Below are 24,839 nucleotides of genomic sequence, written 5' to 3'. Positions count from 1 at the left end.
TATCAATTGGAAATTATTATACCATAAATCAATAGATCTAATGGCTGAATACAATTTCAGAGCAACTGAAAAGAAATGGCAGCAGATTTGGAAAGAACAACAGACCTATAAGGCGGATGTTGATGCTTCCAAGCCAAAGTTTTATACCCTGGACATGTTCCCCTATCCTTCCGGTGCTGGTTTGCACGTTGGACACCCACTAGGGTACATTGGTTCCGATATCGTGGCGCGTTACAAAAAATTGAAAGGTTTCAATGTATTGCACCCAATGGGATTTGACTCTTTCGGTTTGCCTGCTGAGCAATATGCTATTCAGACCGGTCAGCACCCTGCCAAAACCACGGAGGACAATATCGCCCGTTACAAAGAGCAGTTGGCCAACATTGGATTCTCTTTTGATTGGGATAAAGAAGTAAGAACTTCTGATGCTTCCTATTACAAGTGGACGCAGTGGATCTTCATGCAGCTTTTTGATGCCTTTTATGATCATGCTGCCGACAAGGCCAAGCACATCAATGAGCTGATCGCCATCTTCGAAAAAGAAGGTAATGCGACGGTGGATGCTTCCTGCGATGAGGACACGCCTGCATTTACTGCAGCGGAATGGAATGCCTTCAGCGAAAAGGAGCAGTCGGATATTTTGTTGAAATACCGATTGACGTATTTGGCAGATGCAGTAGTGAACTGGTGCCCTGAATTGGGAACGGTATTGGCCAATGACGAAGTAGTGAATGGCGTTTCCGAGCGTGGCGGTTATCCGGTAGAGCGCAAGCTGATGAAACAGTGGATGATGCGTATCACCGCTTATGCAGAGCGTTTATTGACGGGTTTGGAAGAGATTGATTTCTCCGAGTCTTTGAGAGAAATGCAGCGTAACTGGATTGGAAAATCCAAAGGTTGTTCGCTTCACTTTAAAGTGGATGAAAAGCCGGAATTGGATTTGGAAGTATTCACCACACGCGTAGATACCGCTTTCGGAGTAACTTTCATGACCATTGCCCCGGAGCATGAATTGATCGGTACACTGACCAGCGATGCTCAAAAAGCAGCCGTGGACGCTTATGTGGAAATGGCGAAAAACCGTTCCGAGCGTGAGCGTATGTCGGATGTAAAAACCATTTCCGGTGTATTCACTGGTTCTTATGCGATCAATCCGTTCAATGGTGAAAAAATTCCGATCTGGATTGCTGATTACGTATTAGCGGGTTACGGAACGGGTATCGTTATGGCGGTTCCTTGTTCAGACACCCGTGATTTCGCTTTCGCGAACCATTTCGGCTTACCAGTAATTCCGGTACAGGAAGGAAAGCATACCGATATCGCACAGGATGATTTCGATCCTAAGGCTGGTAAGATGATCAACTCCGGCTTCCTTAATGGGATGGAAGTGCCTGAGGCCATCGAAGCAGCGATCAACTGGGTAGAGGAAAAAGGTTTGGGTAAAGGTAAGGTGAATTACCGTATCCGTAATGCCGTATTCAGTCGCCAGCGTTATTGGGGAGAGCCGGTACCGGTTTACTTCGAAAATGGCATTCCTAAATTGATGAAGGAATCTGAATTGCCACTAGAACTTCCGGCAATTGATGAATATAAACCAACCGCAACCGGTGAGCCTCCACTAGGTCGCGCGACAGACTGGACTTATAATGGTCTGCCTTATGAGTTGTCTACCATGCCGGGTTGGGCAGGTTCTTCCTGGTACTTCCTGCGTTATATGGATCCGCATAATGAGGAGAAATTCGCGGATGCCGAAGCCTTGAAATACTGGAATCAGGTAGACCTTTATGTGGGTGGTGCAGAGCACGCCGTAGGTCACTTGCTATACAGCCGCTTCTGGACGAAATTCTTGTTTGATATGGGCTTCCTGAACTTCGAAGAGCCCTTCAAAAAGCTGATCAACCAGGGCATGATTCAGGGACGTTCCAACTTCGTTTATCGTGTAAAAGGAACGAACCAATTCGTTTCTTACGGTTTAAAGAAAGATTACGAGGTGGATCCTTTGTACGTGGATGTGAACATCGTGTCCAATGATGTATTGGATTTGGAGGCCTTCAAAAAATGGCGTCCGGATTATGCCAATGCAGAATTCATTTTGGAAGATGGCAAATATGTATGTGGTGCGGAAGTAGAAAAAATGTCCAAGTCCAAATACAATGTCGTGAATCCGGATGATATCATTGAGCGCTATGGCGCAGATACTTTCCGTATGTACGAGATGTTCTTAGGGCCGTTGGAGCAATTCAAGCCATGGAACACCAACGGTATTGACGGCGTTTACAAATTCTTGCGTAAGTTCTGGAACTTGTTCCATGAAGGCGATGATTTCGTAGTAACCGATGAAGAGCCTACCAAAGCGGAATTGAAAGCTTTGCATGCGACTATCAAAAAGGTGACTTACGATCTGGATCACTATATCTTCAACACTTCCGTTTCGCAATTCATGATTGCTACTAACGAATTGGGGGGCATGAAATGTAAAAAGCGCGCGATTCTGGAGCAATTAGTGGTATTGATTGCCCCTTATGCCCCACACATTGCAGAAGAATTGTGGGCAAAATTGGGTCATACGGAATCGGTAACCATTGCGGCTTTCCCGGAATTCAATGAAAGCTATTTGGTGGAAGATGAGAAGCTTTACCCGATCATGATCAACGGTAAAAAGCGTGCGGAAATCACGGTTTCGGCTTCCGCCAAGCCAAACGAAATTCAGGAGATCGCTATGCAGCAGGAAGCGGTGATTCGCTGGATGGAAGGCAAGCAACCGAAGAAGGTGATTGTAGTACCGAATAAGATTGTGAATATTGTGCTTTAAGCCAAAAGCGAATACAAAGGAAAAGGCTGCTCAAATTGGGCAGCCTTTTTTCATCCTTAATAAAGTTTCATCTTTGTGATAACTATGTTGCTATTTATTAAATCAGCTACCAATGGCTTTGGTATTTTGGCGATGGCCACGATGACTGAGCAATCATATTGTTCATCCTAATAAACCTATTGATCTCTCAATAGAACTGTTCCATTATCTATTTCAATCCAATCTCCCTAGGTAAATGAAGCAGTAGCAGTCACATCTGTTTTGAAGAATCCTGAATTCTAATTTTAAGTGCAAGTTTAAGTTTTTTTGGCATAAAAAAAGGATCCAGTTTAAATCTGGACCCTTTTTTCATTCACCTAATCCTTTTGCTAATACTAAAAAATTTATATTATCTGAGCTTTTATCACATAAAACAGAGTAAAATAGTATTATCAAAAAGCAAATATTCTAAATATTAAGATCAGAGAGGTCACCACAATAATCAATTACCTCTCTTCCATTTTCATCAAAAGTCTCAGTACCTTTACTATACTCATAAATACCATCATCATCTGCATCTCCTTTGATAGTTGCAACTAACTTCGACCCATTAGAAGGCACTGTAACAAAAATCTCCTTGAACGGCGTTATTGTACCCATAGGTAAGTCCGTATATCCTGGACCCTGAATTTTAAAATCATAAATTGCATTTGTAGCATTCCTTATTCTCATCCGAAAATATTTCTGACCATTAATTTCAAATAAGTTTACGTAATTTACTCTCAAAACATCAAGATTACCTGCATAATCAACCGTTATGGTTTCTAAAGAATTATAAGGCCCACAAGAAATGGTACAATAATCGATATCGTCTGCAGGAATAGTTTGGTTGGAGGCGAACACATTCCCCCTTACCCAACCATCACTACTTCTTGAACAGATGGTATGAAAAGAAAAACTGACCTCTTGAATACAATCATCTCCGGAGAAATTAAAATCAGATGGTTTTAAACTATATCTTCCTGCATTAATCTCTTCGACAGAAAATAAATTCACACCAATCTGATCCCTGTTTTCATCATATTGCCTTCCATTTTTAAACCAAAGCTGGATTCCTCCTGTGGGTGAAATATTTAAATCGTCAGCAGTAAAGTCCCAAGTAAGGACGATTTCGTCATCATCACTATCATATTCAAATGTAAAATTCTCTTGACTTATTGAATTTCCACAACCTCCCGCATAAGCCGCCACAAAATTCAAGTCAAAACCATCAAAAGTGGTCGAACCATCACCATCAACTTCCCCAACTCCATCAACAATTTTCACCCAGGAAATTTCAGAGGTAATCACATCTAAGCCCTCGACCTGATTCAAATGAAATTCATTATTACTAATATGAGCAATCCCTATTTTCACCCAATTACTTGGATCCTCAAAGCCCGACTCATAGTACCTTGGGTTCGTTTTGGCTACATAAATAGTTGCATTTTCATTATAAGCCCGATTGGCCTCCTCCTTTGTTTCATACACTGCTTTTTTCCCATAAGAAGTTTCCACTACCTGAATCACACCATCCGCAACACTTACTGGGGATTCAAAACGTAACATCGCCATACCGCCATTGTTACCTAGAGCAACGAACCGATTCCCCTTGCTATCATAATGTGCAATATCCGCATTAGCAGCATTCATTCTTGATTCCTTTGGAACTCCTCCGTTATCATCCAAATCTTCAACATCATAATTGGCAGGAATACCTTTAGGACGATATAGCTTAATTTCCGCATATTGATGCCCATTTTCTTCCTTGGGACCTCGATACCAATCTTCAGTTCTGTCCCCAAAAATTTCTCTATTTGACTCACCTGAATCCTCCCCTACCAAATGATCAAAGGATTGAGTTGAAGCCATATCTCCCCAATTATGATTTCCATCAAAGCCACCACTCATTTCAACAGAAGCAAGCAATTCGCCATGTAAATTCCATAACTGTAATTGCTTCGTATTATGATGTGAAGTCATCACGTGATTATCACCAATTAGGCAAGCGCCTGTCACTTTACCTGATGTATTTTTATGAAATCCGTGTTGCTTGCTTCCACCAAAAAGTTTACCCGCATTAAATGCGATTTCTTTTTTCCCCCAATCCCATTGTAAATCTAGGGCAATAGCAACATTTCCCTTCCACTGTGAAAACGAAATTAAACGTTGACTTTCAAAGCCATTGGTTTCATCAGAGTTTTGCGTAAAAAGGATATCTCCACCCAGAAATTTCACTCGTTTTGGATTAAATGGTGTGGTATCTTCGAAGTAATCCTCTCCATCCTCTAGGGTTTCAACATAATTATCCCCATTAAATGTAAATGGGACAACATGAGCCCAAACAGATCCTGCAAATTCCCCTTGCAAGGACCTGTCCTCATCGGACCAAATATCCTTACCCCCATTAACTTTGAAAGGATCCTTAGTTCCATTACCATTATCAGCAACTACACGGTAAAATCCAGACTTTCCAGCAATAAACAGATAACCCTCTCGATCAACATCTACCTGGGTAATTTTTCCCTTAAAGTAATTATTATTATAATAAGCCGCCTGAGCAACTGGGTCGTCAAGGTCGATCCCATCCTCGTTGAAGTTCAATAATTCAATTTTACGGACATCTCCTACCTTATAATCTCCTACAGGTTCTAAATAGACCAAATAAATTGATTTACCTGTTTCTCCATCTTCTCGGTTAGCTATCACCGTGATCGTCTTATTATCCGGAGAAACACACATATGACCTCCCTTTGGGATAAAATCGTGATCTAAAAATTTCAAAGAAGCTTCGGTCCCCAATCCCTGAAAATCATAGTCGATTTCATAAATTCTTGAGTCAGTAGTAGAGTTTAGCAAAAAGGCTCTTTGATTAAAAGGCATCCGAAGGTTGGCTTTATCCTCCTCAGCGGGCCTTAACTCTTTGAATTGATCCTTACATCCAAACAGTAAGGCTATCCCTATGCCCCATAGGAATAAATTGAAAATTGATAGATTTTTCATAGTTGTTCACTTGGATCTGAAATTCAGATCATGTTAAAATTTGATAAAACTTTAATATAATTTTAACACAAGCTCACCATTAAGACAACTGATAATAGAAAAATAAAAACTTAAAATTCTACTAAAACCAACTTATCAAGTAAGAAGGAAAACAGGACAAATATCCATCAGGTCATTTCAGGAATTTACCTAAAAAAAATATTAAAAAAATTTAAGTGTTGAATCGTGTACAGAAAGAGCATCCAAGAAAGAAAGCATTCATTGCTCCCCTGATAATCGCTTTCCAAAAAAAGGGCAAAATATTACACTCTAGGAATGAAAAACTATAAACCATTGACTAACAACCAAAAGAGAAATACCCACCTTAAGGACATTCGATAAGGTGGGAATAAAAAATCAGGAAAGATAATGAAAAGGAAGATTCCTCTTTTCACCCGGATTATGCATGCTTATTTCTCGTTTAGATCCAAAGCAGCGAATAAATGAGGAGTAAGCAATATTGTCCAATTTGGGGTTATTAACCATTCAGTTTTCACTACCTTATTGATTGAAAATAGCTATTAATGGTAATTCAATTAGTTTATCGGAAATGAATTGGGTTAAATCTTCACACGCTCCTTCAACACCTTTCTAGCCAAATGAATCCTGTTCTTCACAGTTCCAATGGGCAAGCTCAATTTCTCCCCAATTTCCAAATAACTAAATCCCTGAAAATAGAGCATAAAGGGCATGCGGTATTGATCATCTAGTTTATCAATTTCTTTCTTAATCTCTTCAACAGCAATTCTACTATCCGCCAGGTTTTTATTGGCCCCGCCTTTCCAGGCCAGGAAAGCATCCAAAGAATCCGTATGATCAAACTGCTCTCCTCTTCTTTTATCGCTTTGATATTGAGAGAAAAAAGTGTTTTTCAATATCACCAAAAGCCAGGCCTTCAGATTAGTCCCGCTTTTAAATTTGTCCCGACCCTTAAATGCTTTGATAAGGGTTTCTTGTACCAAATCCTGAGCAGCATCATAATCCTTCGTAAATTTATAAGCCGTGGCATAAAGCTGTGATTCGTATTGATGCAATCCTTTCTCGAAATCCATATCTTCCATTGCTAAAATTTTTGCTTATAGCGTGTTTATAAGCCATAATTCGCAGCGAAAATTTGAAATATTGGAAAAGCGATAAAGGATTATTTTGAGCGATTAGCATCGCTATTGTTGAGAAATTATCCAAGATCGCTGGGAATAATTCGAATTCGCAGCCGGATGCTGTGCTTTTAAACACGCTTTTATACCCAAAAATCGGCTTGTACGGAGGAGGGTTGCAGGAAAACCGTGAATATTTAAAAAGAATATAGGAAAACCGCTAACGGGCAACAACATTTGATGACTGAATAAAAAAAGCTTATTCCAGCAGTCTCTTAGCCTCTATTAATAATTGCATCATATTCAGATAATCTCTCAATTGACAGATTTCTGCTTTGACTCTAATCAATTCCGGCCCCACAAAAGATGGAGCTAAATGAAGGGAAATTATCATTAACACGTCCAAACGAGCCTCCACTTCCTCCGGACTGGCCTCATAATGAATTAAAAGATTGGCGGATATTCTGCCTGATCCCTTTCTTAGGATCAAATGATTCAGGATGGTATTTTTTGCATTATTCACAGAAATACAACCCAAAAAAATAAAAATGGTTCTTTTAAACTTCAAGCATTTTACTTCTACTCAAATCACCTGATAGGGTGTAAGGATAAATTGAAGGAATAGGCTCCTAATTTTAGCATTGCCATAGAAGAAGTATAATGGAAAGCAATTAGCCTCCCCGAGTTTGGCTTATTCAACTGTCTGGCATTCTTCCACAAATCCTTACCAAAAGATGATTGTTGTCTGAAAATAGGGCTGGATAAGGGGTATTTATATAGATTTCCCCTCTATCAGCTCAATCCCCCATTCCCACAAGGCCGCTGCTAATCGGTCATCATGAGCACTGGCGCCCACTTCCACTTTTTGAGCTCCACCAAACCACTGCTGAAAACCCGCAGGACCATAACAATCACCGCCAGTGGCCTCCGCATCTGTTAATGCTAACATAATAGGCAAAGCCCCTGCTTCCGGAGATTGGCCAAAACGCAGGGCAACCGGCACCATCCATTGAGGTAAATTCCTTCCAATGTTCGTCCTGCTAATCCCCGGATGCGCGTTTACTGCCACAGTAGAGATTCCCATGCCTTGAAAAGCCTTATTCAGACTCCTGCTCAGGAGGAGATTGGCCAATTTACTATGGCTATAATTCCTGACAGGATGATAATGAGCGGATTGCAATATATTGCGAAATTCAAAGGGAAACCAACGATGGGCAATACTACTCACGTTCACGACTCGCCCTACGCCGCCCTCCTGAAAAAGTGGAAAAAGGAATTTCATCAAAGCAAGATGCCCTAAATAATTCACTCCAAATTGGGATTCCACCCCCTCCTCGGTTACCATATAAGGCCCAAACATTTTACCGGCATTATTCACGATATAATCAGGCTTATTCGCACCCGCCAAAACCTCTTCTGCAGCATTGTGCACTGAAGTGAGACTACTCAAATCCATCCGAATGAGCCCCACTTTCCCTTTAGGAAATAAAGTTAACAGCTTTAATCTCGCTTCCTCTGCCCTTCTCAACTCCCTGCATAGCATAATAATATTAGCCTGAGCCTTCAGCAAATGCTCCGCCAAGGCGTAACCCAATCCTGAATTAGCGCCGGTGATCAAAACCGTTTTACCTTTTAATTCCTCCACGTTCATTATGAATGCTAGTTTAATCCATAAGAGGTTGCCCTAAAAGTAAGTAATTATAATGATCCCAAAAATTTGGAATTTCTTTCACGGATTGTGTATACAACGGCTTATCCATATCTACCCGAACACCAACACTTTCCAGCTCTTTATCCTCCTGAAGAATTACATCATTGACAAAAAATTCACGGTATTGTGAGATCTCTGCGATCTCCTCTCCATTAAAAATCTTGAAATAATTCATATAGGACAAATATTTCAGGTACATTAAACCGTCAATGTCCTGATATTCCAGATTCAACTCATACCACTTTTGCTTATCCAGCTTTTTCGTCACAAAATATTTGTAATTGATCTTCATGACTGCATGATCTTTCACCCTTACGAAAATTTGGCCCTTCACATCAACATGCCAATAGTTAAGTGAAGGGTTCGGCTGAATGGAAATCACGTAGACTTCATCCTCTCCGATATAAGTATAATAATCCAACTCAAAATAGTAAGAAGAATTCCACATCGTATCAAAAGTACCCATAAAAGGCACAGAACGTCCGTGGTTTCGCAGCGGATCATGAAAAATCATACTCGCAAATTCATTGCCCCTTAGACTTGGTAAAACGCCATGTAGCAAAATTTTGGAAGTATCATGCTCATATTCCTTCACATATTTCTTATAATTCTTCTCGTAGGAATCACTTAAGCGAATTTGCTCCATTCTCACCTCAATCTTATCATCCGGCTTTCTAAATCCGGGATCCAGCATATCCATCGCTCCCTCCAAAAAACAGATGTACCCTCCTTTTTTCTTTCTGAGATAGTCACGGTAATAGCCCTTTAAAGCAAATGGCTTTTGAGGATAATTTTTGCGCACATTTTGAGCGGCTTTTTTCAAAATTCTTTCCGGGGTAATTTTCATATCCCCCACCACCACCTCGGTCAGCATTTTGGTGGAAGATACCAAAGTCAAAGTTAATGGGGTATTGGAGGATTTTTCGGGCACCGGATAATAGCCATATTCATACCCTACAGAATGAACACACAGGGAATCTCCCCTATTTGACTCTACAGAAAAACGGAAAAGACCTTCCTCATTGGCTACTGTCCCAACGGAGGTACCACACACTTCCACGGTGGCAAAAGGAATAGGATTATTGGAATCTGCTTCCACAACCTGCCCGCGCACAATAATAGTATCTTGTGCTAAAATCGGAACCGATTGAAAAAACGATACCATCAAAAAACAAATAAAGGTTAAGCTGCTTCTCATAGTTGGCCCATGTAAATTCAGGTCACGCTTCTTATTTTAATAGAAAGCGCTTCCCTGTTTACACGCAAAATCATTTTTCGGTAATTGGAGGAATTTTTCAACCACAAATAAAGATTACGTAATTTTACTGCCGCATCATTTTGTTTTCCTCACAACGAATTTAATTTTTTTTTAAAATTTTAACAAAAGTTACTTCACCTTCATGCCATCTCAAGCGAAAAAAATCTTAAAACAATATTGGGGCTATAGTCAATTCCGACCTTTGCAGGAGGACATCATCCAATCCGTTTTGGAAGGGCACGATACCCTGGCGCTGTTACCTACAGGGGGGGGGAAATCAATTTGTTTTCAGGTTCCAGGCCTTGTTTTAGGGGGATTAACGCTGGTGATCTCTCCGCTAATTGCACTAATGCAGGATCAGGTGAGTCAATTAAAAAAGAGGGGAATTAAAGCCGCCGCCATTTTTTCGGGGATGAGTAGTAAAGAAATTGACATTACATTGGATAACTGTCGTTTTGGTGATATTTCTTTTTTATACATTTCTCCGGAAAGAATCCAAAGTCCTGTTTTTAAGGAGCGCGTACTGCACATGCCCGTGCGACTCGTTGCCGTAGACGAGGCGCACTGTGTTAGTCAATGGGGTTATGATTTCCGACCTCCCTACCTGCAAATTCCGGACTTAAGGAACATTTTCCCTACGGTACCCGTCATCGCCCTTACTGCAACGGCCACCCCACAGGTACAACAGGATTTATTACAAAAATTACAGCTAGTACAGGCGCGGGTTTTTAAAAAATCATTTGCCCGGGACAATCTGGCCTACCACGTACGCATGATAGAAGACAAGGGCAATAAAATGCTGACGGCCTTACGAAATATCCCCGGAACCGCCATTGTCTACATGCGTTCCCGTCAAAAATGTGAACAAATCGCCGCCTGGCTTCAAAGCAAAAAAATCTCTGCGGACTATTATCATGCAGGCCTGAGTGGTGAAATAAGAAGTAAAAAACAGGAAGCTTGGATCAATGACCAAATACGAGTAATGGTGGCCACCAACGCCTTTGGAATGGGTATTGACAAGCCGGATGTAAGGCTTGTAATCCATTTGGATCTTACAGATAATTTAGAATCTTATTATCAGGAAGCAGGAAGGGGCGGAAGAGATGAGCAAAAAGCCTTTGCCCTGACCCTATACAACCAGCAGGACATAAACCGGCTGGAACAAAGATGGAGAGATAGTCAGCCTTCGGCCAAAACCATCCGGACCGTTTACCAAGCCATTGCTAATCATTATAAAATTGCCATAGGCGCTGCCAAACTGGCCAGCTTTCCTTTCGACCTGCCAGCCTTTTGTGAAAAATTCAAGCTCCCCCCCATTCAGGTACACCATGCCATGAAACGCCTGAGTGATTTGGGATACATTCAACTCTCGGAAAGTGTATGGAAACCCAGCCGATTGAGTTTCCTGTGTAATCCCAAACAAATGTATGAGCTACAGGTGAAAAATGCTGAAATTGATCAAATTACCAAGGCATTACTACGCAAACATGGAGGAATGCTCTATGGGGAATATGTGAATATTAATGAAAAACGCCTGGCAAAAAGCCTTCAACTCAAAGCGGACTTAGTCATCAATATACTCAAAAGGCTTCACCAAATGGGGATGGTAGATTATCAAGCGCAATCCGAGGCAGCGACCCTCACTTTTTTAGAAGCGCGGCATGATGCACTTAACCTTCCCCTTTCCATGGAGGAGAGTAAAAGAAAAGCGCAGCAAGAAAGAAAAAAGCTGGATGCAGTGCTCCTTTATGCTGATGAGGCCGTCAGGTGTCGTCAAAAAGTTTTGCAGGAATATTTCGGAGAGGAAAATGTAAAGGATTGCGGACAATGTGATCGATGCCTGGAACGTAAGCAAACCACCAAAACAGAAGAGGTGAATGAAGAAACCATGCGCTCCTCCCTTTTAAAGGCACTTGCCAATGGCCCCTTACCTTTAGAGGAATTATTTGCCCTTACTGCGGAGGGTAACGAAGACAACTTCAAAACTGCTGTCCAAAAGCTCCTTAGAGAGGGCAGTCTCTTTTATAATGAGGCAGGGAAGATTGATAGAAAGTAATAGGAGCCTAAGCTGAACTAGGAATGAATAATTCGAATAAAACACCCTTTAAGCCGAATTATTCACCGTTACTTTTAGAGCGTGCTTAAAAGCCAAAATTCGCAGCGAAAATTTGATTATTGCAGAAGGGATTCCAGATTATTTTTAGAAAATAGCAGCGCTATTGTTGAGCAATTACCCAAAATCGCTTCCAGGCATTCGAATTTGCAACCGGATGGTGCGTTTTGAAACTTGCTCTTATTAAGTCAGGCTGAACAGCTATATTTCGGTACGTTGAGATGGATTTTGCTGATTTTCTAACCGCTCTAATTGGGCTAACAGAAACTCAATAGACAAGGTTATAACTAATTGAAAAATAGTCTATTAATATCAAACCTAAACCTAGCGGTGAATAATTCAGATAAAACTACACCACCTGATCTAGTTCTAAAAGAGAGGTATCAGGATAGCGTCCCTGGATCAATTTAAGAATACGCTGCCCATTTTTCATATTGGTAAAAAACTCATGTTGAGAGCCATCGGGCAGAACAATATTGATATAAAAAACGGAATGCCAGGATCGCTCCCCTTTGCGGGCAAGATGATAGGCCACCTGTTTAATATTTTCATGATCTGTTAGCGATTTATATAACTTTTGGTCCCCTAATTCCCACCAGGCCCAGACAAAATTCCCAGCCAGGAACAACATGCCCAACCAAAATGCCAGCCTTAATGCCGGCGCTTTAATTTCTGCCATATTCAAAGAAAAGAATACGCCCACCAACAGCAGTATACCGAATAGTCCCACCAGCAATATCACCCAGCGTAACTGTCGGTCCTTGCGATCCAACAATTGTATTAATTCATCCCTCATACATTTCAGGAACCATCTCAATTATAGAATTGATTGAACCGGAAACATTTACTTTTTATCCTCCACAAATCTCTCCTAAAAACAAAAGGCCTTCGTTCTCACGAAAGCCTTCTTTGATTTTTATACTTAGCTTTAGGCTGTGCTTAACCCGAATTATTCACCGCTAAATTCACCAACTAAACTCAAATAGCTTATTTTCAGATTATTACAACTTATATTCATTGATTTATAATAGCCCAAATTTGGGCGAGTTTGCTTTCTCCTCATTCATCTGTTTCGTTGGAAAAAACTCAAAACAGGAAACTATTCTTTCATTTTTTCCGCCTTACAGCTAAACGGGGATATAAGCATGAATATTTCGGCTTAACACGCGCTAAATGGATTTACTGAAAATAGGCTGATCAGCCGCAATCTTTCTGGCGCGCAAACGGGTATCAAAAACCATACAGACATTCCGGATAAAAGCAATTCCGGGCACGGTCATCTCCAATCGGTCATCCTTCAAAGTCAAAATACCCTCTGCTTCAAAGGTGTCCAACTGCTCCATGCAGCCTTCATCAAGTGTAGCTTTTATCGCAGGACTAAGGTCAAGGGCATTATGACAGATTAATTCCAAAATAGCCTCCCGAATGACCAAATCTTCCTCCGTTAGAAAATGACCTTTAATTAACCCTACACCATTTTCTTCCACAGCTTTTTGATAGTCCTCCACTTTCTTTTCAGTTTGTGCGAAAGCAGTCCAGGCATCAGAAATAGAAGAACAACCCAGGCCAATCATTAAATCGGTCTGATTGGTGGTATACCCCATGAAATTCCGGTGTAATCGGTTTTCTTTAAAGGCTTGGTATAAACTATCTCCCTCAAGCGCAAAATGATCCATCCCGATATCATGATAGCCCATGGCCAACAGCCCCTGTTTACCGGCTTCATATAAAGCGCGTTTCTCCGCATCCGTGGGAAGGTCATTTTCATCGTAGGCACGCTGCCCTTTTGCCGTCCATGGAACGTGCGCATAGGAATAAAAAGCGATGCGATCCGGCTTTAGATCTTTTATTTTAGCCAGTGTATCCTGAATAATTTCTACTGTCTGAAAAGGCAGACCGTAGACCAGGTCAAAATTCACGGAATTATATCCGTGCTTCCGGGCATATTGTGTTGCGGATACCACATGCTTATAGGGCTGAATGCGATTAATGGTCGTCTGCACCTTTAAGTCAAAATCCTGCACCCCATAGCTTACCCGATTAAAACCTATTTCCGCTAATACCTTCAGGTGCTCCTCCGTGGTATTGTTCGGGTGACCTTCAAAAGAATAATCCTTCTCCTCGGGCACCACAACCGTTTCAAAAATCTGCCCAAATAAGTGCTTTAAATTTTCAGGAGAAAAGAAGGTAGGCGTCCCACCACCAACGTGAATTTCTCTCAGCACAGGCTTTTCGGGCAAATTCTCTAAATAGAATTTCCACTCTTTCAAAACGGCTTCCAAATAAGGCTCCTCTACCCGGTGATTTTTGGTAATGCGCTTGTTACACCCACAATAGGTACACAAATTCTCACAAAATGGCAGATGCACATAAACACTAATCCCCTTGTCTGAGTTGGTCGCTACAAAAGTTTTCCGTACCGCCTCCAACCATTGCTCCACAGATGGCGCATCCTCTTCCCAAAACGGGACAGTTGGATAAGAGGTATATCTTGGTGCCGGAACATTATATTTTTTTATGAGTGCCTTATGGTCCATTTTCGATCCTTTATTTTCAGGAATATTTTTTCCTGTCAGAAACAATTTCAAATTGAAAATCAAATATCCTAAGAATATGGGGAAAAGCCATTATGGCATCTCATCAATTTTAAGATTCCGGCATTTCGCTCCCTCAATACCTTTAATATGTTATATTCAAAGGAAGAAAAATAAAATTCACGAATAGCAGAAAACAACTTTATCAAATATCCCAATCCGGTAAAAAACGATCGAATATCATGTTTTGCCACGAAGCCTGTCGGAACCTTTGGCAGATAAAAGTGCTTTATTTAACTTGCAGCCTAATATAGAAAGCATGTCAAATTCCTCTTTGCAGGCCTTAAAAAACAGGGTACTTAATCTTACGCCGCGCCATTTTGATCAATTGGCACTGGACATTTTTCATTTCCAGGCAGAGAATAATCCTATTTATAAACAATGGATTCAGCTGTTGGGAAAAAATCCCTCCGAAATTCAACAAGTTGATAAAATCCCTTTTCTACCCATAAGTTTTTTTAAAAACCATAGTATTAAAAGTGGAGATTGGACGCCTCAGGACACCTTTGAGAGTAGTGGCACTACCGGGATGACCCCAAGCCGGCATTATATAGAGGATTTGAAATTTTATGACACCCTGGCACGTCTCATTTTCACTGATTTCTACGGACCGGTGGAAAACTATGTCTTTTTGGGTTTATTGCCCTCCTATTTGGAAAGAACCACTTCTTCTTTAGTACGCATGGTGGACCAATTCATTAAGATTGGGAAACATCCGGAATCAGGTTTTTACCTAAATGACCATGAAGACTTAATCCGCCAGGTGGAGAAAATCAAAAAATCAGGTAAGAAAGCAGTACTTATTGGGGTGACTTTTGGCCTGTTAGACCTTGCCGATCGTTATGAAGCCGATTTTTCGGATTTGATCGTGATGGAAACAGGAGGTATGAAAGGAAGAAGAAAAGAATTATTAAGAGAGGAAGTTCATCATTTTCTAGCGAACCGATTAAACATTAAGGAAGTTCACTCTGAGTATGGCATGACCGAATTATTATCCCAAGGATACTCGAAGGGGAACTCTTTGTTCAAAACAGCAGACAGCATGAAAGTATTGATCAGAGAAACCAATGATCCTTTGTCTTTAGAGACCAGGGCCAAAAGCGGAGCCATCAATATCATTGATTTAGGCAATGTGCATTCCTGCTCCTTTATTGCCACAGAGGATTTAGGCAAAATTCATCCGGATGGAAGTTTTGAGGTATTGGGTCGTCTGGATAATTCGGACATTCGGGGATGCAACCTAATGATCAGCTAAAAAATTTTGGAAAAAAATATATTTATAATATCTTAGATGCTCAAATGGATATTATTTTAATTGAAAAAAATATAAATAAAATATAACCCTTAAAGCCTGAAAGAGATGAAATTGAAATTACTCGCGTTGGTGGTGGTATTGTTTAGTATGGGAGCTTGTACACAGTATACTTGCCCTACCTATTCAAAAGTAAATGTTGAAGAGCCGGTTCAACAAACAGCAGATGAAACTCAGCAAGAGCAGGAAAACGCTTAATACTTAGAGAAATAAATAAAAAGTCCGTCTTCGGGCTTTTTTTGTAATAAAAAAAACCACCGAAGCATTTTCGGTGGTTTTTTCTATTTAAAACTCTACATATTTCTTAACATCCTCGGCGGTAATCGACTTATCCGACATGATTACCAAACGTTCTACTACATTTCGAAGCTCCCGGATGTTACCCGTCCATTCTCCCTTTTGCAGTTCTTTTATGGCATCATCCTCGATCGTCTTGGGGGCAGTTCCATACTCCATGGCAATATCTCCCAAAAACTTCCCAACCAATTCCGGTATCTCCTCCAGGCGATCTTTCAGCGCCGGTACCTGAACCACGATCACTGACAGGCGGTGGTAAAGGTCTTCCCGGAAATTACCGTCAGCAATCTCCTGCTTCAGGTCCTTATTGGTCGCCGCAAAAACACGAACATTCACCTTGATATCCTTATCACCACCCACACGGGTAATTTTATGCTCTTGCAAGGCTCTTAACACCTTGGCCTGAGCAGAAAGCGACATATCTCCAATCTCATCCAAAAATAAGGTGCCACCATTAGCCTGCTCAAACTTACCAATACGCTGCTTCACGGCAGAGGTAAAAGAACCTTTCTCGTGCCCGAACAATTCACTTTCGATCAATTCAGAAGGTATCGCAGCACAGTTGACTTCTACCAATGGAGAACCAGATCTTTCACTTTTGGCATGCAAGGCACGAGCCACCAATTCCTTACCCGTCCCATTCGGTCCGGTAATCAATACCCGGGCGTCGGTAGGCGCTACCTTGTCAATCATCGACTGTACATCAGAAAGAGAAGAGGAACTACCAACCATTTCATATTTACGCGCCACCTTTTTCTTCAAGACTGTGGTTTCTTTCACCAGGCTCTTTTTGTCCATGGCATTGCGTAAAGTCAATAGCAATCGGTTCAAATCCGGCGGCTTGGGAACGAAATCAAAAGCGCCCATTTTGGTAGCCTCAACAGCCGTTTCAATAGAACCATGTGCAGAAATCATGACAAACTGGGTTTCAATGCCCAACTCCTGTGCTTTCTCCAACACCTCCATACCATCCATTTTTGGCATTTTGATATCACACAGGACTACGTCATAGGAACCCATTTGCAGCTTTTTCAAACCCTCCTCACCGTCTCCGGCTTCATCTACAGAAAATTTTTCATATTCCAGAATTTCCTTCAGGGTCATCCGGATGCTGCGCTCATCATCAATTATTAGAATCTTAGGCATGTCGTTAGTAGTTCAAAAGCAGAATATAGTTTGGCCCGTGGTTAGCGGGGTAAAAACAATAAAGTATGTGCAAGCCTATAAGCCGGGTTCTGTATACTCCGAAGAATATGCTTATCATTTATCTGGGCCTGTCGTCACCAACAGGCTCAATCAACCTACCCTCCGACATCGGACGAGTCGCCCTTATCGCGCCGAAGCACGAGCTGCCGGTATATTTGGTCTTTCAACCCATAAGGTTTACCCTGCCACTACTGTCACCAGTAGCGCGGTGGGCTCTTACCCCACCATTTCACCCTTACTCCGAGGAGCGGTATATTTTCTGTGGCACTTTCTGTACACTGCCAAGGCAGCGCCCTTCCCGTTAGGAAGTATGGTACTCTATGTTGCCCGGACTTTCCTCACCTGCATAACAGGAGCGATAAGCCAGCTTGCACAAGGCTACAAATATAAAGAGGTCCACAGGTAAAATAACACTACGAACCTCAAAATTTTCGCATTTTTGGTCAAATTCTAATCAAATGCATAAAAAGAAGGCATAGTGCGATTAGAATCTTAATATTTAGACGATAAAATTGGATGGAAAGGTTCCCACTTTTATCGAAGGACTTAATGAATTTTCACCCGGGTAGCGGCAAAGCCAAAGCGGGTTCGTTCTGTTTCCTCATAAAATTTGATATGAGCGGCCTTGGAGAGATACTTATGAATTTTATTTCTTAAAGTCCCGTTTCCGATTCCGTGAACAAACACGATTTCATCCATGCCGGTGGCAATGGCATCATCCAGTTTTTTGGCGAACACTTCCATCTGCAGCTCCAGCATCTCCTCCTTTTTCAGGAATTCATGATCAGCACTTATTTTTTCAATATGCAAATCTACCTTGTCGGCAGGGCGCACTACTTTTTCCGCACCTCCTGTCAAAGTTGCGGCAGCTTGCTTTTGCGACATTTTAGAATGGATTTCCTGGGCATCTACTGCTTTCAGATCCTGATCAATTTGCACGACATAGGCCTTCTCATTCAATACCGGTGCCTCTTTTTCGACCTTAAAGAAATTGGAAGCCCGGAATTTCAATCGACGTTGGAACAATCCGGTATTTTCAAAATAATCCTCCGAATGTAGCATATAGCGCACCACTAAAGCCGGCCATTCATCAAAAGAACGAATCGTCTTTTTATGCAGGCGTTGATAGTTTTTAGGTAAGATCACGCCAGCCGAGACTCCTTGCTGATTGCCAGTGGTGGTTTCCTCACTCACGGAATAAACAATCGAATAATCTGTATTATTGATCAAAATGGCTTCCAGAATTTCATGTCCCAGTTTGGTATAGGCCATAAAAACTCCTCGCTCAGAATTCACCACTTTGGGCTGCACCGCCTCCACTTCTTTTACATTTTGAGTGGTCGAAGCTCCTCCTTCCCCAAAATAGTCTGTTTCCTCTTTGGCGACCACCACCACTTCTCTGGCTGAAACGGGAATCACGAAACCATCCTCAATTTCAATTTCTACAATATTATTCTTGGTAACATTGACGATAATCCCCTCCTGATTATCGTGCATTAATCTTACTCTGTCTCCTATATTCATTTCAATATCCTTTCATCATTTTTCCCACAATGGGAATTTCTCTTTCAATTTGAGAAAATATTTTTCAAAGAAAAGCTGTCTATTGTCCAAAAATGAGAAAATTTCTGTACTCTCTCTATATTTTTATCCACAATAAGCTGATTTTAACCCACTTAGATACAGTCGGCAAATTAATTGCCCTTATTTAGACAGGTTAATGTTGGGTTATGACAAAAGCTCCTCGTAATGGCAAAGCCAGAGGAGCTTTTATTTTGACCAATTTTTGAGTTCCTCATAAACCTGCTGCACCGGCAACCCCATCACATTATAATAAGAGCCTTCAATGCGGCTGATGCCGATCATGCCAATCCATTCCTGAATACCATAAGCCCCCGCTTTATCATAAGGCTTATAATGTTCAATGTAATAATTGATTTCTTCGGCTTCCAATTCCCGAAAAAAGACTTCGGTGGTTTCATCCCCCACTACCTGTTGGTGTTCGTCGCGAATACAAAAACCGGAAATGACCTGATGCTGTTTGCCAGACATGCTCTGCAGCATTTGAAAAGCTTCATCGGCATCAGCGGGCTTCCCTAATACCTTTCCATCCACCACGACCACCGTGTCGGAGGCTATTACTAATTCATCTGTTTTAAGTGTATAGGCTTTGGCTTTTTTCTCCGCTAAGTAAGCCGCCACCTCTTCAGCAGGCATATCAGCAGGAAAGCTTTCATCCACATCCAGGCTAATGGCCTCATAAGGAAAACGCATTGCGGCTAATAGCTCCCTTCTTCGGGGTGACTGGGAAGCTAAAATGATTTTTTTCTGATCAATCATGTCGCAAGATAAAAATAATCTAAATGCCGGACAGCAAAAAAGGCCACTCCCTAAAAAGAAAGCAGCCTTTTCCCTAACTCAGGCTCATTTGAAATCATGATACAAGCGTATTATTAGCCCGAATTATTCCCCGCGGAATACTTTAAGGCAAACCAGGCCCTTCCCTATTGGTCAATCATAATATTTTTCGTTGATTTCCAATAGCCCAAATTGGGCTAAGCTTTTTATCTCCTCTCTCATCTGCTTACTTGGAAAAAACTCGAAATAGGAAAAATCCCTTCATTTTTCCCACCTTGCAGCTAATCCAGAATTTAATTCGGCTAAAAACCCATACTTTATTTCAAAATGATTTTTTCTATATTCAGTGCGGAAGCTTTATCCACCTCGGACACCTGCACTTTCAATTGATTTTGGCCACTCTCCGGTACATTAATTCGACCCACCTTTAATTGCTGTAAACCATTAGTGGTCGCCGGAACCTGAAAGGAGTAAGCTTCCTGATTCACCCAAACCGTAATAGCTTGCGGAATGCTGTTTCGCAAAGAAATCCATAAATCAAACTCCCCACTTTGCTCCGTAATCAGGAATGGCCAGGAGGCACTGCCCTCTGCTGACCAGCCTCCCAAGTAAGAATTATGCTGCACCCATAAGCCTTTTTCTAAAATGGCTTCCTTTGCCAGTAGCACCACCTGCGCATCCGAATTTTGACTTAATGTAAGCGGATCTAATTGAATTTTTTTGAACGCAAATGGCATTTCCTGATCTTCCAACAAAGTCATTTTCATGGTATATCGCCCCGCACTTTCAAAGGCCACGCTGCCCATTTTAAAAACAGTACTGTGCACTTGCCCTCTTTCTCTTGAGGGGTACTGAAGCTGAAGCAGCTTACCATCAAATTCCAAAGAAAAGTGATAATCCCCTGACTTTTTGGGGAAATCTACCAAACTACTTAAGCGATAAAGGCCCGGCTGCCTGATATCCACTTCCCAGGAAAGAGATTCGCCTTTATTCTTCCAGTTTTGCACCAATTTGGTCTTCGCGTCAAAATACTGCTGACCCGCTATCTTGGCCTTTTGAGCAGAATATAAATTCCCTGCCTGAAGCTCTTCCACGTCTACTTCTGCTATTTGCAATTCCCCTGCTACCTCTACAGCCAATACACTCACATTGGGATCGGTTGCATGAAAAGGCAATTGAAGTTCGGGCCCAAGGGCTGTCTTTTCCCAATGGAGCGCCTGTTGGTCATCTGCCAGCAAATATGCCCGACTGATTTCATTTTTCAATCCCGGAATTAGCAATTTCTGATCTCCCGGCCAATCATAGATGTGGAAGTATAAAATATTGTCCTTTTGCGTACACGTTCCGTAAAAAGGCAAATGCTTAAATGGGGTATGGCTGCTTCCATGAATAGCTTCAGCATTTACAGACATCCAGTCTGCAAAACCTTCCAGGCGTTCAATACTAGCCTGAGGGATGCTGCCATCCGGTTTCGGCCCTATATTTAATAAATAATTTCCACCCTTTGACACTGACTGGGTCAAATTGATCAGTAAATCTTTCAGTGATTTCCAGTCCTGATCACTTTTTCTATAGGACCAGTTGTGATTCATGGTCATGCAAGATTCCCAATATTTATCCAACTGCACAAATTCCGGAATATTTTGCTCCGGCGTTTCAAAGTCCCCGCAAAAAGCGCCCATTTTTCGATTACCCAGTCGGGTATTCTGAATGATTTGAGGGTATTGTTCTTCCAGTAGTGTTTTAAAAGGTTGGGTCCGCTCCACACTCATGGCTTTGGGCATATCCCACCACATGATATCCACTGCGCCATAGTTTTCCAACAATTCCGTCACTTGCGGATAGGCCACCTGCTGCAAATACTCATCAAAAGAAATGGGAGCTGCATGTTCCGGATCCCAGTGTTGCTTTACGTATCCTCCATTTACCCAGTCCAGAGAATGAGAATAATAAAAGCCTAATTTAATCCCTTCCCGTTGACAGGCATCTGCCAGGGGCTTGATCAAATCTTTCCCCCATTTGGTGGCCTGAACGGCATTCCAGTCCGAGTATTGGGAGTCAAACAAGGCAAAACCATCATGGTGCTTGGTGGTAATGACCAGGTATTTCATGCCCGCCTCTTTGGCTAATTTCACCCAATATTCCGGATCATACTGATCGGGGTAAAAATCCTTGGCGACTTCTCTGTACTCAGGAATGGGTATGCGGGAATTATGCATAATCCACTCTGCATACCGGGGGGTCTCTTCTCCATGATATACTCCTTCCCAAATGGCATTTACACCCCAGTGGATAAACAGCCCAAATTTGGCCTCTTCAAACCAATCCATTCTGGGATCATGTGCTCTTTGTGGTTGCGCCTGCGTCTGATGGAAAAATACGCTTAAAAGCAATGAGCTAAAAAATAGGGTAAACTTTCGTTTCATCATCTTATTTAAATAGTTGGCAAGCGTGTAGAAAACCACCAGACTTCAAATTTGAATTATTGAAATTGATTTCAGATAATATTCAGCAATATGGCTACTATTCTCTCGAGAGAAGGGGCCTCCCTTCCACAATTCTTCAAATTTTCGTCCTGTATTTTGGCTAAAAAACGCTTAAAATTGGGGTTAATCGTCAGTAACAATTTAAGATAAGCCCCTTAAGTTTTTGGCAAAAAAACCTTTATCGAAAACCGAATCTTAAGGCTGGTTCCTCCCTTCGACATCTCGCTTCCACCGACTCTTTCAGCACAAAAAAAATAGCTCTATGGCGGCTTAAAAGCACATTTCCGCATTCATCCCTATTAATAAAAACGTTTGCCTTCTACCATAACATACCATGCAGATAAAAAAAATGGCGACCCTTTTCCGGATCGCCATTCTCTATAAAAAGTCAACTATCAATTAGGCTTCCATCAGTTTTGTGGCTTCCCGTACCATCTCTTCCTGTAAATTAGCTGGTAAGGGCTGATAATCCTGAAATTCCCAATGGAACTGTGCTCTTCCCTGGGTGATTGACTTCAAAGAGGTAGAGAAATCTCCCAATTCAGACTGTGGAATTTGAGTGGTGATAATCTGATGATCATCCTCCGGATTCATCCCCAAAATCATTCCCCTTCTACTCTGAACTTCCGTCATCACATCACCCATTTGATGATCCGGCACCGTAATTTCGACCAAATAAATCGGCTCCAGAATCTTGGGGCTCGCCTGGGCAAAAGCAGAAGAGAAAGCCTTGGCGCCGGCAATTTTGAAGGAGATATCATTGGAATCAACCGAGTGCATTTTTCCGTCCATCACCAATACGCGCACATCCCGAACATAGGAACCGGTAATAGGACCCTCTTCCATTTTTTCCATTACCCCTTTCTTAATGGAAGGAACAAAGCGGGCATCAATAGCACCCCCCACAATGCAGTTATAAAACAACAACTTTCCTCCCCAGGGCAAATCGATTTCTTCCTTATGACGGACATGCAAATCCTTGGAGGGTTCCGGCATGCCTTCAAAATAGGGATCAATTTTCAGAAGGACTTCCCCAAACTGCCCTGCTCCGCCGGATTGCTTTTTATGGCGATAGGTGGCTTCGGCAGGCCTTTGGATGGTTTCCCGATAAGGGATACGCGGCATTTCCCAAATCACATTTAAATTATAGTTTTCTTTAAGCTTCCATTTGATGGTCTCCAGATGCAGATCCCCCTGGGCGGATAAAATCAATTGCTTTAATTCATTCGAAAATTCTACCCGAACGGTAGGATCTTCCAGGGCAATTTCCCGCAAAGCTTCTCCCAGCTTTTCATTTTCATCCTTGGACTCGGACCAGATATGCACACGCAACCTTTCTTCCGGGAAGGTAATAGGCTCCAGAATGGTGTTTTTGCCTTTCAGGCAAAGGGTATGGTTGGTATAGGTATGCTTTAATTTCACCGCAACGCCAATATCTCCGGCTACCAACTCATCCACATTATGCCGTTTTTTCCCATCTACGATGTAGAGTTGCCCCAATCTTTCGGTCGTCTCTGTTGATGGATTATAAAGTTCCTGATCAGTCGTTATCTTACCGGCAATCACTTTAAAATAGGATACTTTCCCCAGGAAGGGTTCATTAATGGTTTTGAAAAAGAAAAGTGTGGGATCGCCATTCAAATCATAATTCAATTCCCCACCATCCGTCAGGGGCTCAGGTTTCAGGTCGGCAGAGGCGGGTGCTACATTATCTATAAAGCCCATCAAACGGCCGGAACCCATATTTTGCTTAGCAGAAAGACAAAAAATAGGGAAAACATCATGGTTTGTCATACCAATCCGTAATCCCTCTCTTAGTTCATCTTCCTCCAGATTTCCTTTCTCAAAATAGAGATCCATGAGGCGTTCATCGTTTTCGGCCGCTTTTTCCACCAAGGCATTGTGCAGATCATTGGCTCTTTCTTGCTCTGCCTCGGGAATGGGGCGTTTCTCTGGCCGTCCTCCTTCTTCCGGGAAAACATACATCACCATTTTGAGCAAATCAATAATCTGATGAAAGCCCTGGCCAGGCTGTAAGGGGTATTGCATCAACACCGCATTTCTGCCAAAGGTATCGAAGATACTCTCTACGGAGAATTCAAAATCAGCTTTAGGGTGATCCAATTGATTGACAATAAAAATGGTGGGCTTTTTAAATCTTTCGATTTGTTGCCACACCAGTTCATCTCCAACTTCTACGCCCGTTTGCGCATTCACCATCAATAAGCAGGTATCCGCTGCCCGAACGGAGGAAACCACTTCCCCCACAAAATCATCTATGCCGGGGGTATCCAGAATGTTAATTTTATAATCGCGCCACTCCGTATGAAGCAAAGTGGAATAAACAGAACTGTGGCGCTGATGCTCTATTTCATGATAATCGGAAACGGAATTTTCTTCCTCTACCTTCCCTCTTCGATTAATTAAGCCAGCTTCGAACATCATCGTCTCGGCCAGCGTGGTCTTGCCTGATTTCGTAGAGCCGAGCAAGACAATGTTTTTGATGTGTTTCTGATCAAATACTTTCATTTGCCT

The 24,839-nt window shown here is 41.9% G+C and carries 16 protein-coding genes and 1 other RNA gene; 4 read left to right on the top strand and 13 right to left on the bottom strand.

The annotated features are described in order from the left end of the window. Window positions 1–40 precede the first annotated feature (40 nt). Window positions 41–2,812: a leucine--tRNA ligase gene (gene leuS / locus AAA970_RS06095; protein WP_338236365.1), complete on the top strand. Its 2,772-nt coding sequence runs from the start codon at window positions 41–43 to the stop codon at window positions 2,810–2,812. Between the two features lie 447 nt (window positions 2,813–3,259). On the opposite strand, the gene AAA970_RS06090 is transcribed toward leuS, so the two are convergent. The 5 genes from AAA970_RS06090 to AAA970_RS06070 form a co-directional block, all read right to left on the bottom strand. Then, window positions 3,260–5,614 (bottom strand): hypothetical protein, encoded by a 2,355-nt coding sequence (locus AAA970_RS06090; RefSeq protein WP_338236364.1) that lies wholly within the window; start codon window positions 5,612–5,614, stop codon window positions 3,260–3,262. An 818-nt stretch (window positions 5,615–6,432) separates the two neighbouring features. Then, complete coding sequence (locus tag AAA970_RS06085; protein ID WP_338236363.1) at window positions 6,433–6,933, bottom strand: RNA polymerase sigma factor; 501 nt, start codon at window positions 6,931–6,933, stop codon at window positions 6,433–6,435. A gap of 295 nt (window positions 6,934–7,228) precedes the next feature. Continuing rightward, window positions 7,229–7,537 carry a hypothetical protein gene (locus AAA970_RS06080; RefSeq protein WP_338236362.1) on the bottom strand — a complete coding sequence of 103 codons (309 nt, stop codon included), beginning with the start codon at window positions 7,535–7,537 and terminating at the stop codon, window positions 7,229–7,231. A gap of 204 nt (window positions 7,538–7,741) precedes the next feature. Then, on the bottom strand, window positions 7,742–8,620 hold the full coding sequence (locus tag AAA970_RS06075; protein ID WP_338236361.1) for an SDR family NAD(P)-dependent oxidoreductase: 879 nt from the start codon (window positions 8,618–8,620) through the stop codon (window positions 7,742–7,744). A gap of 13 nt (window positions 8,621–8,633) precedes the next feature. Beyond that, window positions 8,634–9,878 carry a carboxypeptidase-like regulatory domain-containing protein gene (locus tag AAA970_RS06070; protein WP_338236360.1) on the bottom strand — a complete coding sequence of 415 codons (1,245 nt, stop codon included), beginning with the start codon at window positions 9,876–9,878 and terminating at the stop codon, window positions 8,634–8,636. Window positions 9,879–10,080: 202 nt separating this feature from the next. Between AAA970_RS06070 and AAA970_RS06065 the strand changes: the two genes are divergently transcribed. Continuing rightward, window positions 10,081–11,994, top strand: a complete 1,914-nt coding sequence (locus tag AAA970_RS06065; protein WP_338236359.1) for a RecQ family ATP-dependent DNA helicase — start codon at window positions 10,081–10,083, stop codon at window positions 11,992–11,994. A 406-nt stretch (window positions 11,995–12,400) separates the two neighbouring features. On the opposite strand, the gene AAA970_RS06060 is transcribed toward AAA970_RS06065, so the two are convergent. Continuing rightward, window positions 12,401–12,847 (bottom strand): hypothetical protein, encoded by a 447-nt coding sequence (locus AAA970_RS06060; RefSeq protein WP_338236358.1) that lies wholly within the window; start codon window positions 12,845–12,847, stop codon window positions 12,401–12,403. Between the two features lie 373 nt (window positions 12,848–13,220). After that, the gene (hemN, locus tag AAA970_RS06055) at window positions 13,221–14,588 is read right to left on the bottom strand and encodes an oxygen-independent coproporphyrinogen III oxidase (RefSeq protein WP_053406878.1); all 1,368 of its coding nucleotides are present in this window, start codon (window positions 14,586–14,588) and stop codon (window positions 13,221–13,223) included. A 316-nt stretch (window positions 14,589–14,904) separates the two neighbouring features. Here hemN and AAA970_RS06050 point away from each other — a divergent pair, with 316 nt between their 5' ends. After that, window positions 14,905–15,900, top strand: a complete 996-nt coding sequence (locus AAA970_RS06050; protein WP_338236357.1) for a long-chain-fatty-acid--protein ligase — start codon at window positions 14,905–14,907, stop codon at window positions 15,898–15,900. A 111-nt stretch (window positions 15,901–16,011) separates the two neighbouring features. Continuing rightward, window positions 16,012–16,155, top strand: a complete 144-nt coding sequence (locus tag AAA970_RS06045) for a hypothetical protein (RefSeq protein ID WP_172674290.1) — start codon at window positions 16,012–16,014, stop codon at window positions 16,153–16,155. An 87-nt stretch (window positions 16,156–16,242) separates the two neighbouring features. On the opposite strand, the gene AAA970_RS06040 is transcribed toward AAA970_RS06045, so the two are convergent. From AAA970_RS06040 to AAA970_RS06015, 6 genes are all read right to left on the bottom strand, one after another. Continuing rightward, window positions 16,243–17,400, bottom strand: a complete 1,158-nt coding sequence (locus AAA970_RS06040) for a sigma-54-dependent transcriptional regulator (protein WP_338236356.1) — start codon at window positions 17,398–17,400, stop codon at window positions 16,243–16,245. A 62-nt stretch (window positions 17,401–17,462) separates the two neighbouring features. Next, window positions 17,463–17,835, bottom strand: an RNA gene (rnpB, locus tag AAA970_RS06035) — RNase P RNA component class A. A gap of 171 nt (window positions 17,836–18,006) precedes the next feature. After that, the gene (locus tag AAA970_RS06030) at window positions 18,007–18,984 is read right to left on the bottom strand and encodes a Smr/MutS family protein (protein WP_338236355.1); all 978 of its coding nucleotides are present in this window, start codon (window positions 18,982–18,984) and stop codon (window positions 18,007–18,009) included. Window positions 18,985–19,230: 246 nt separating this feature from the next. After that, on the bottom strand, window positions 19,231–19,800 hold the full coding sequence (locus AAA970_RS06025; protein ID WP_338236354.1) for a Maf family nucleotide pyrophosphatase: 570 nt from the start codon (window positions 19,798–19,800) through the stop codon (window positions 19,231–19,233). A 335-nt stretch (window positions 19,801–20,135) separates the two neighbouring features. Next, a complete protein-coding gene (locus AAA970_RS06020; RefSeq protein ID WP_338236353.1) occupies window positions 20,136–22,247 on the bottom strand; it encodes an alpha-L-fucosidase in 2,112 nt (703 codons plus the stop codon). 456 nt (window positions 22,248–22,703) lie between these two features. Next, window positions 22,704–24,833: an elongation factor G gene (locus AAA970_RS06015; protein WP_338236352.1), complete on the bottom strand. Its 2,130-nt coding sequence runs from the start codon at window positions 24,831–24,833 to the stop codon at window positions 22,704–22,706. Window positions 24,834–24,839: the final 6 nt, after the last annotated feature.

It is taken from the genome of Persicobacter diffluens, assembly GCF_036244895.1.
GTDB lineage: Bacteria > Bacteroidota > Bacteroidia > Cytophagales > Cyclobacteriaceae > Persicobacter > Persicobacter diffluens.
Note: the sequence above shows the minus strand (reverse complement) of the source record. Positions and strands in the feature narration are given on the sequence as shown.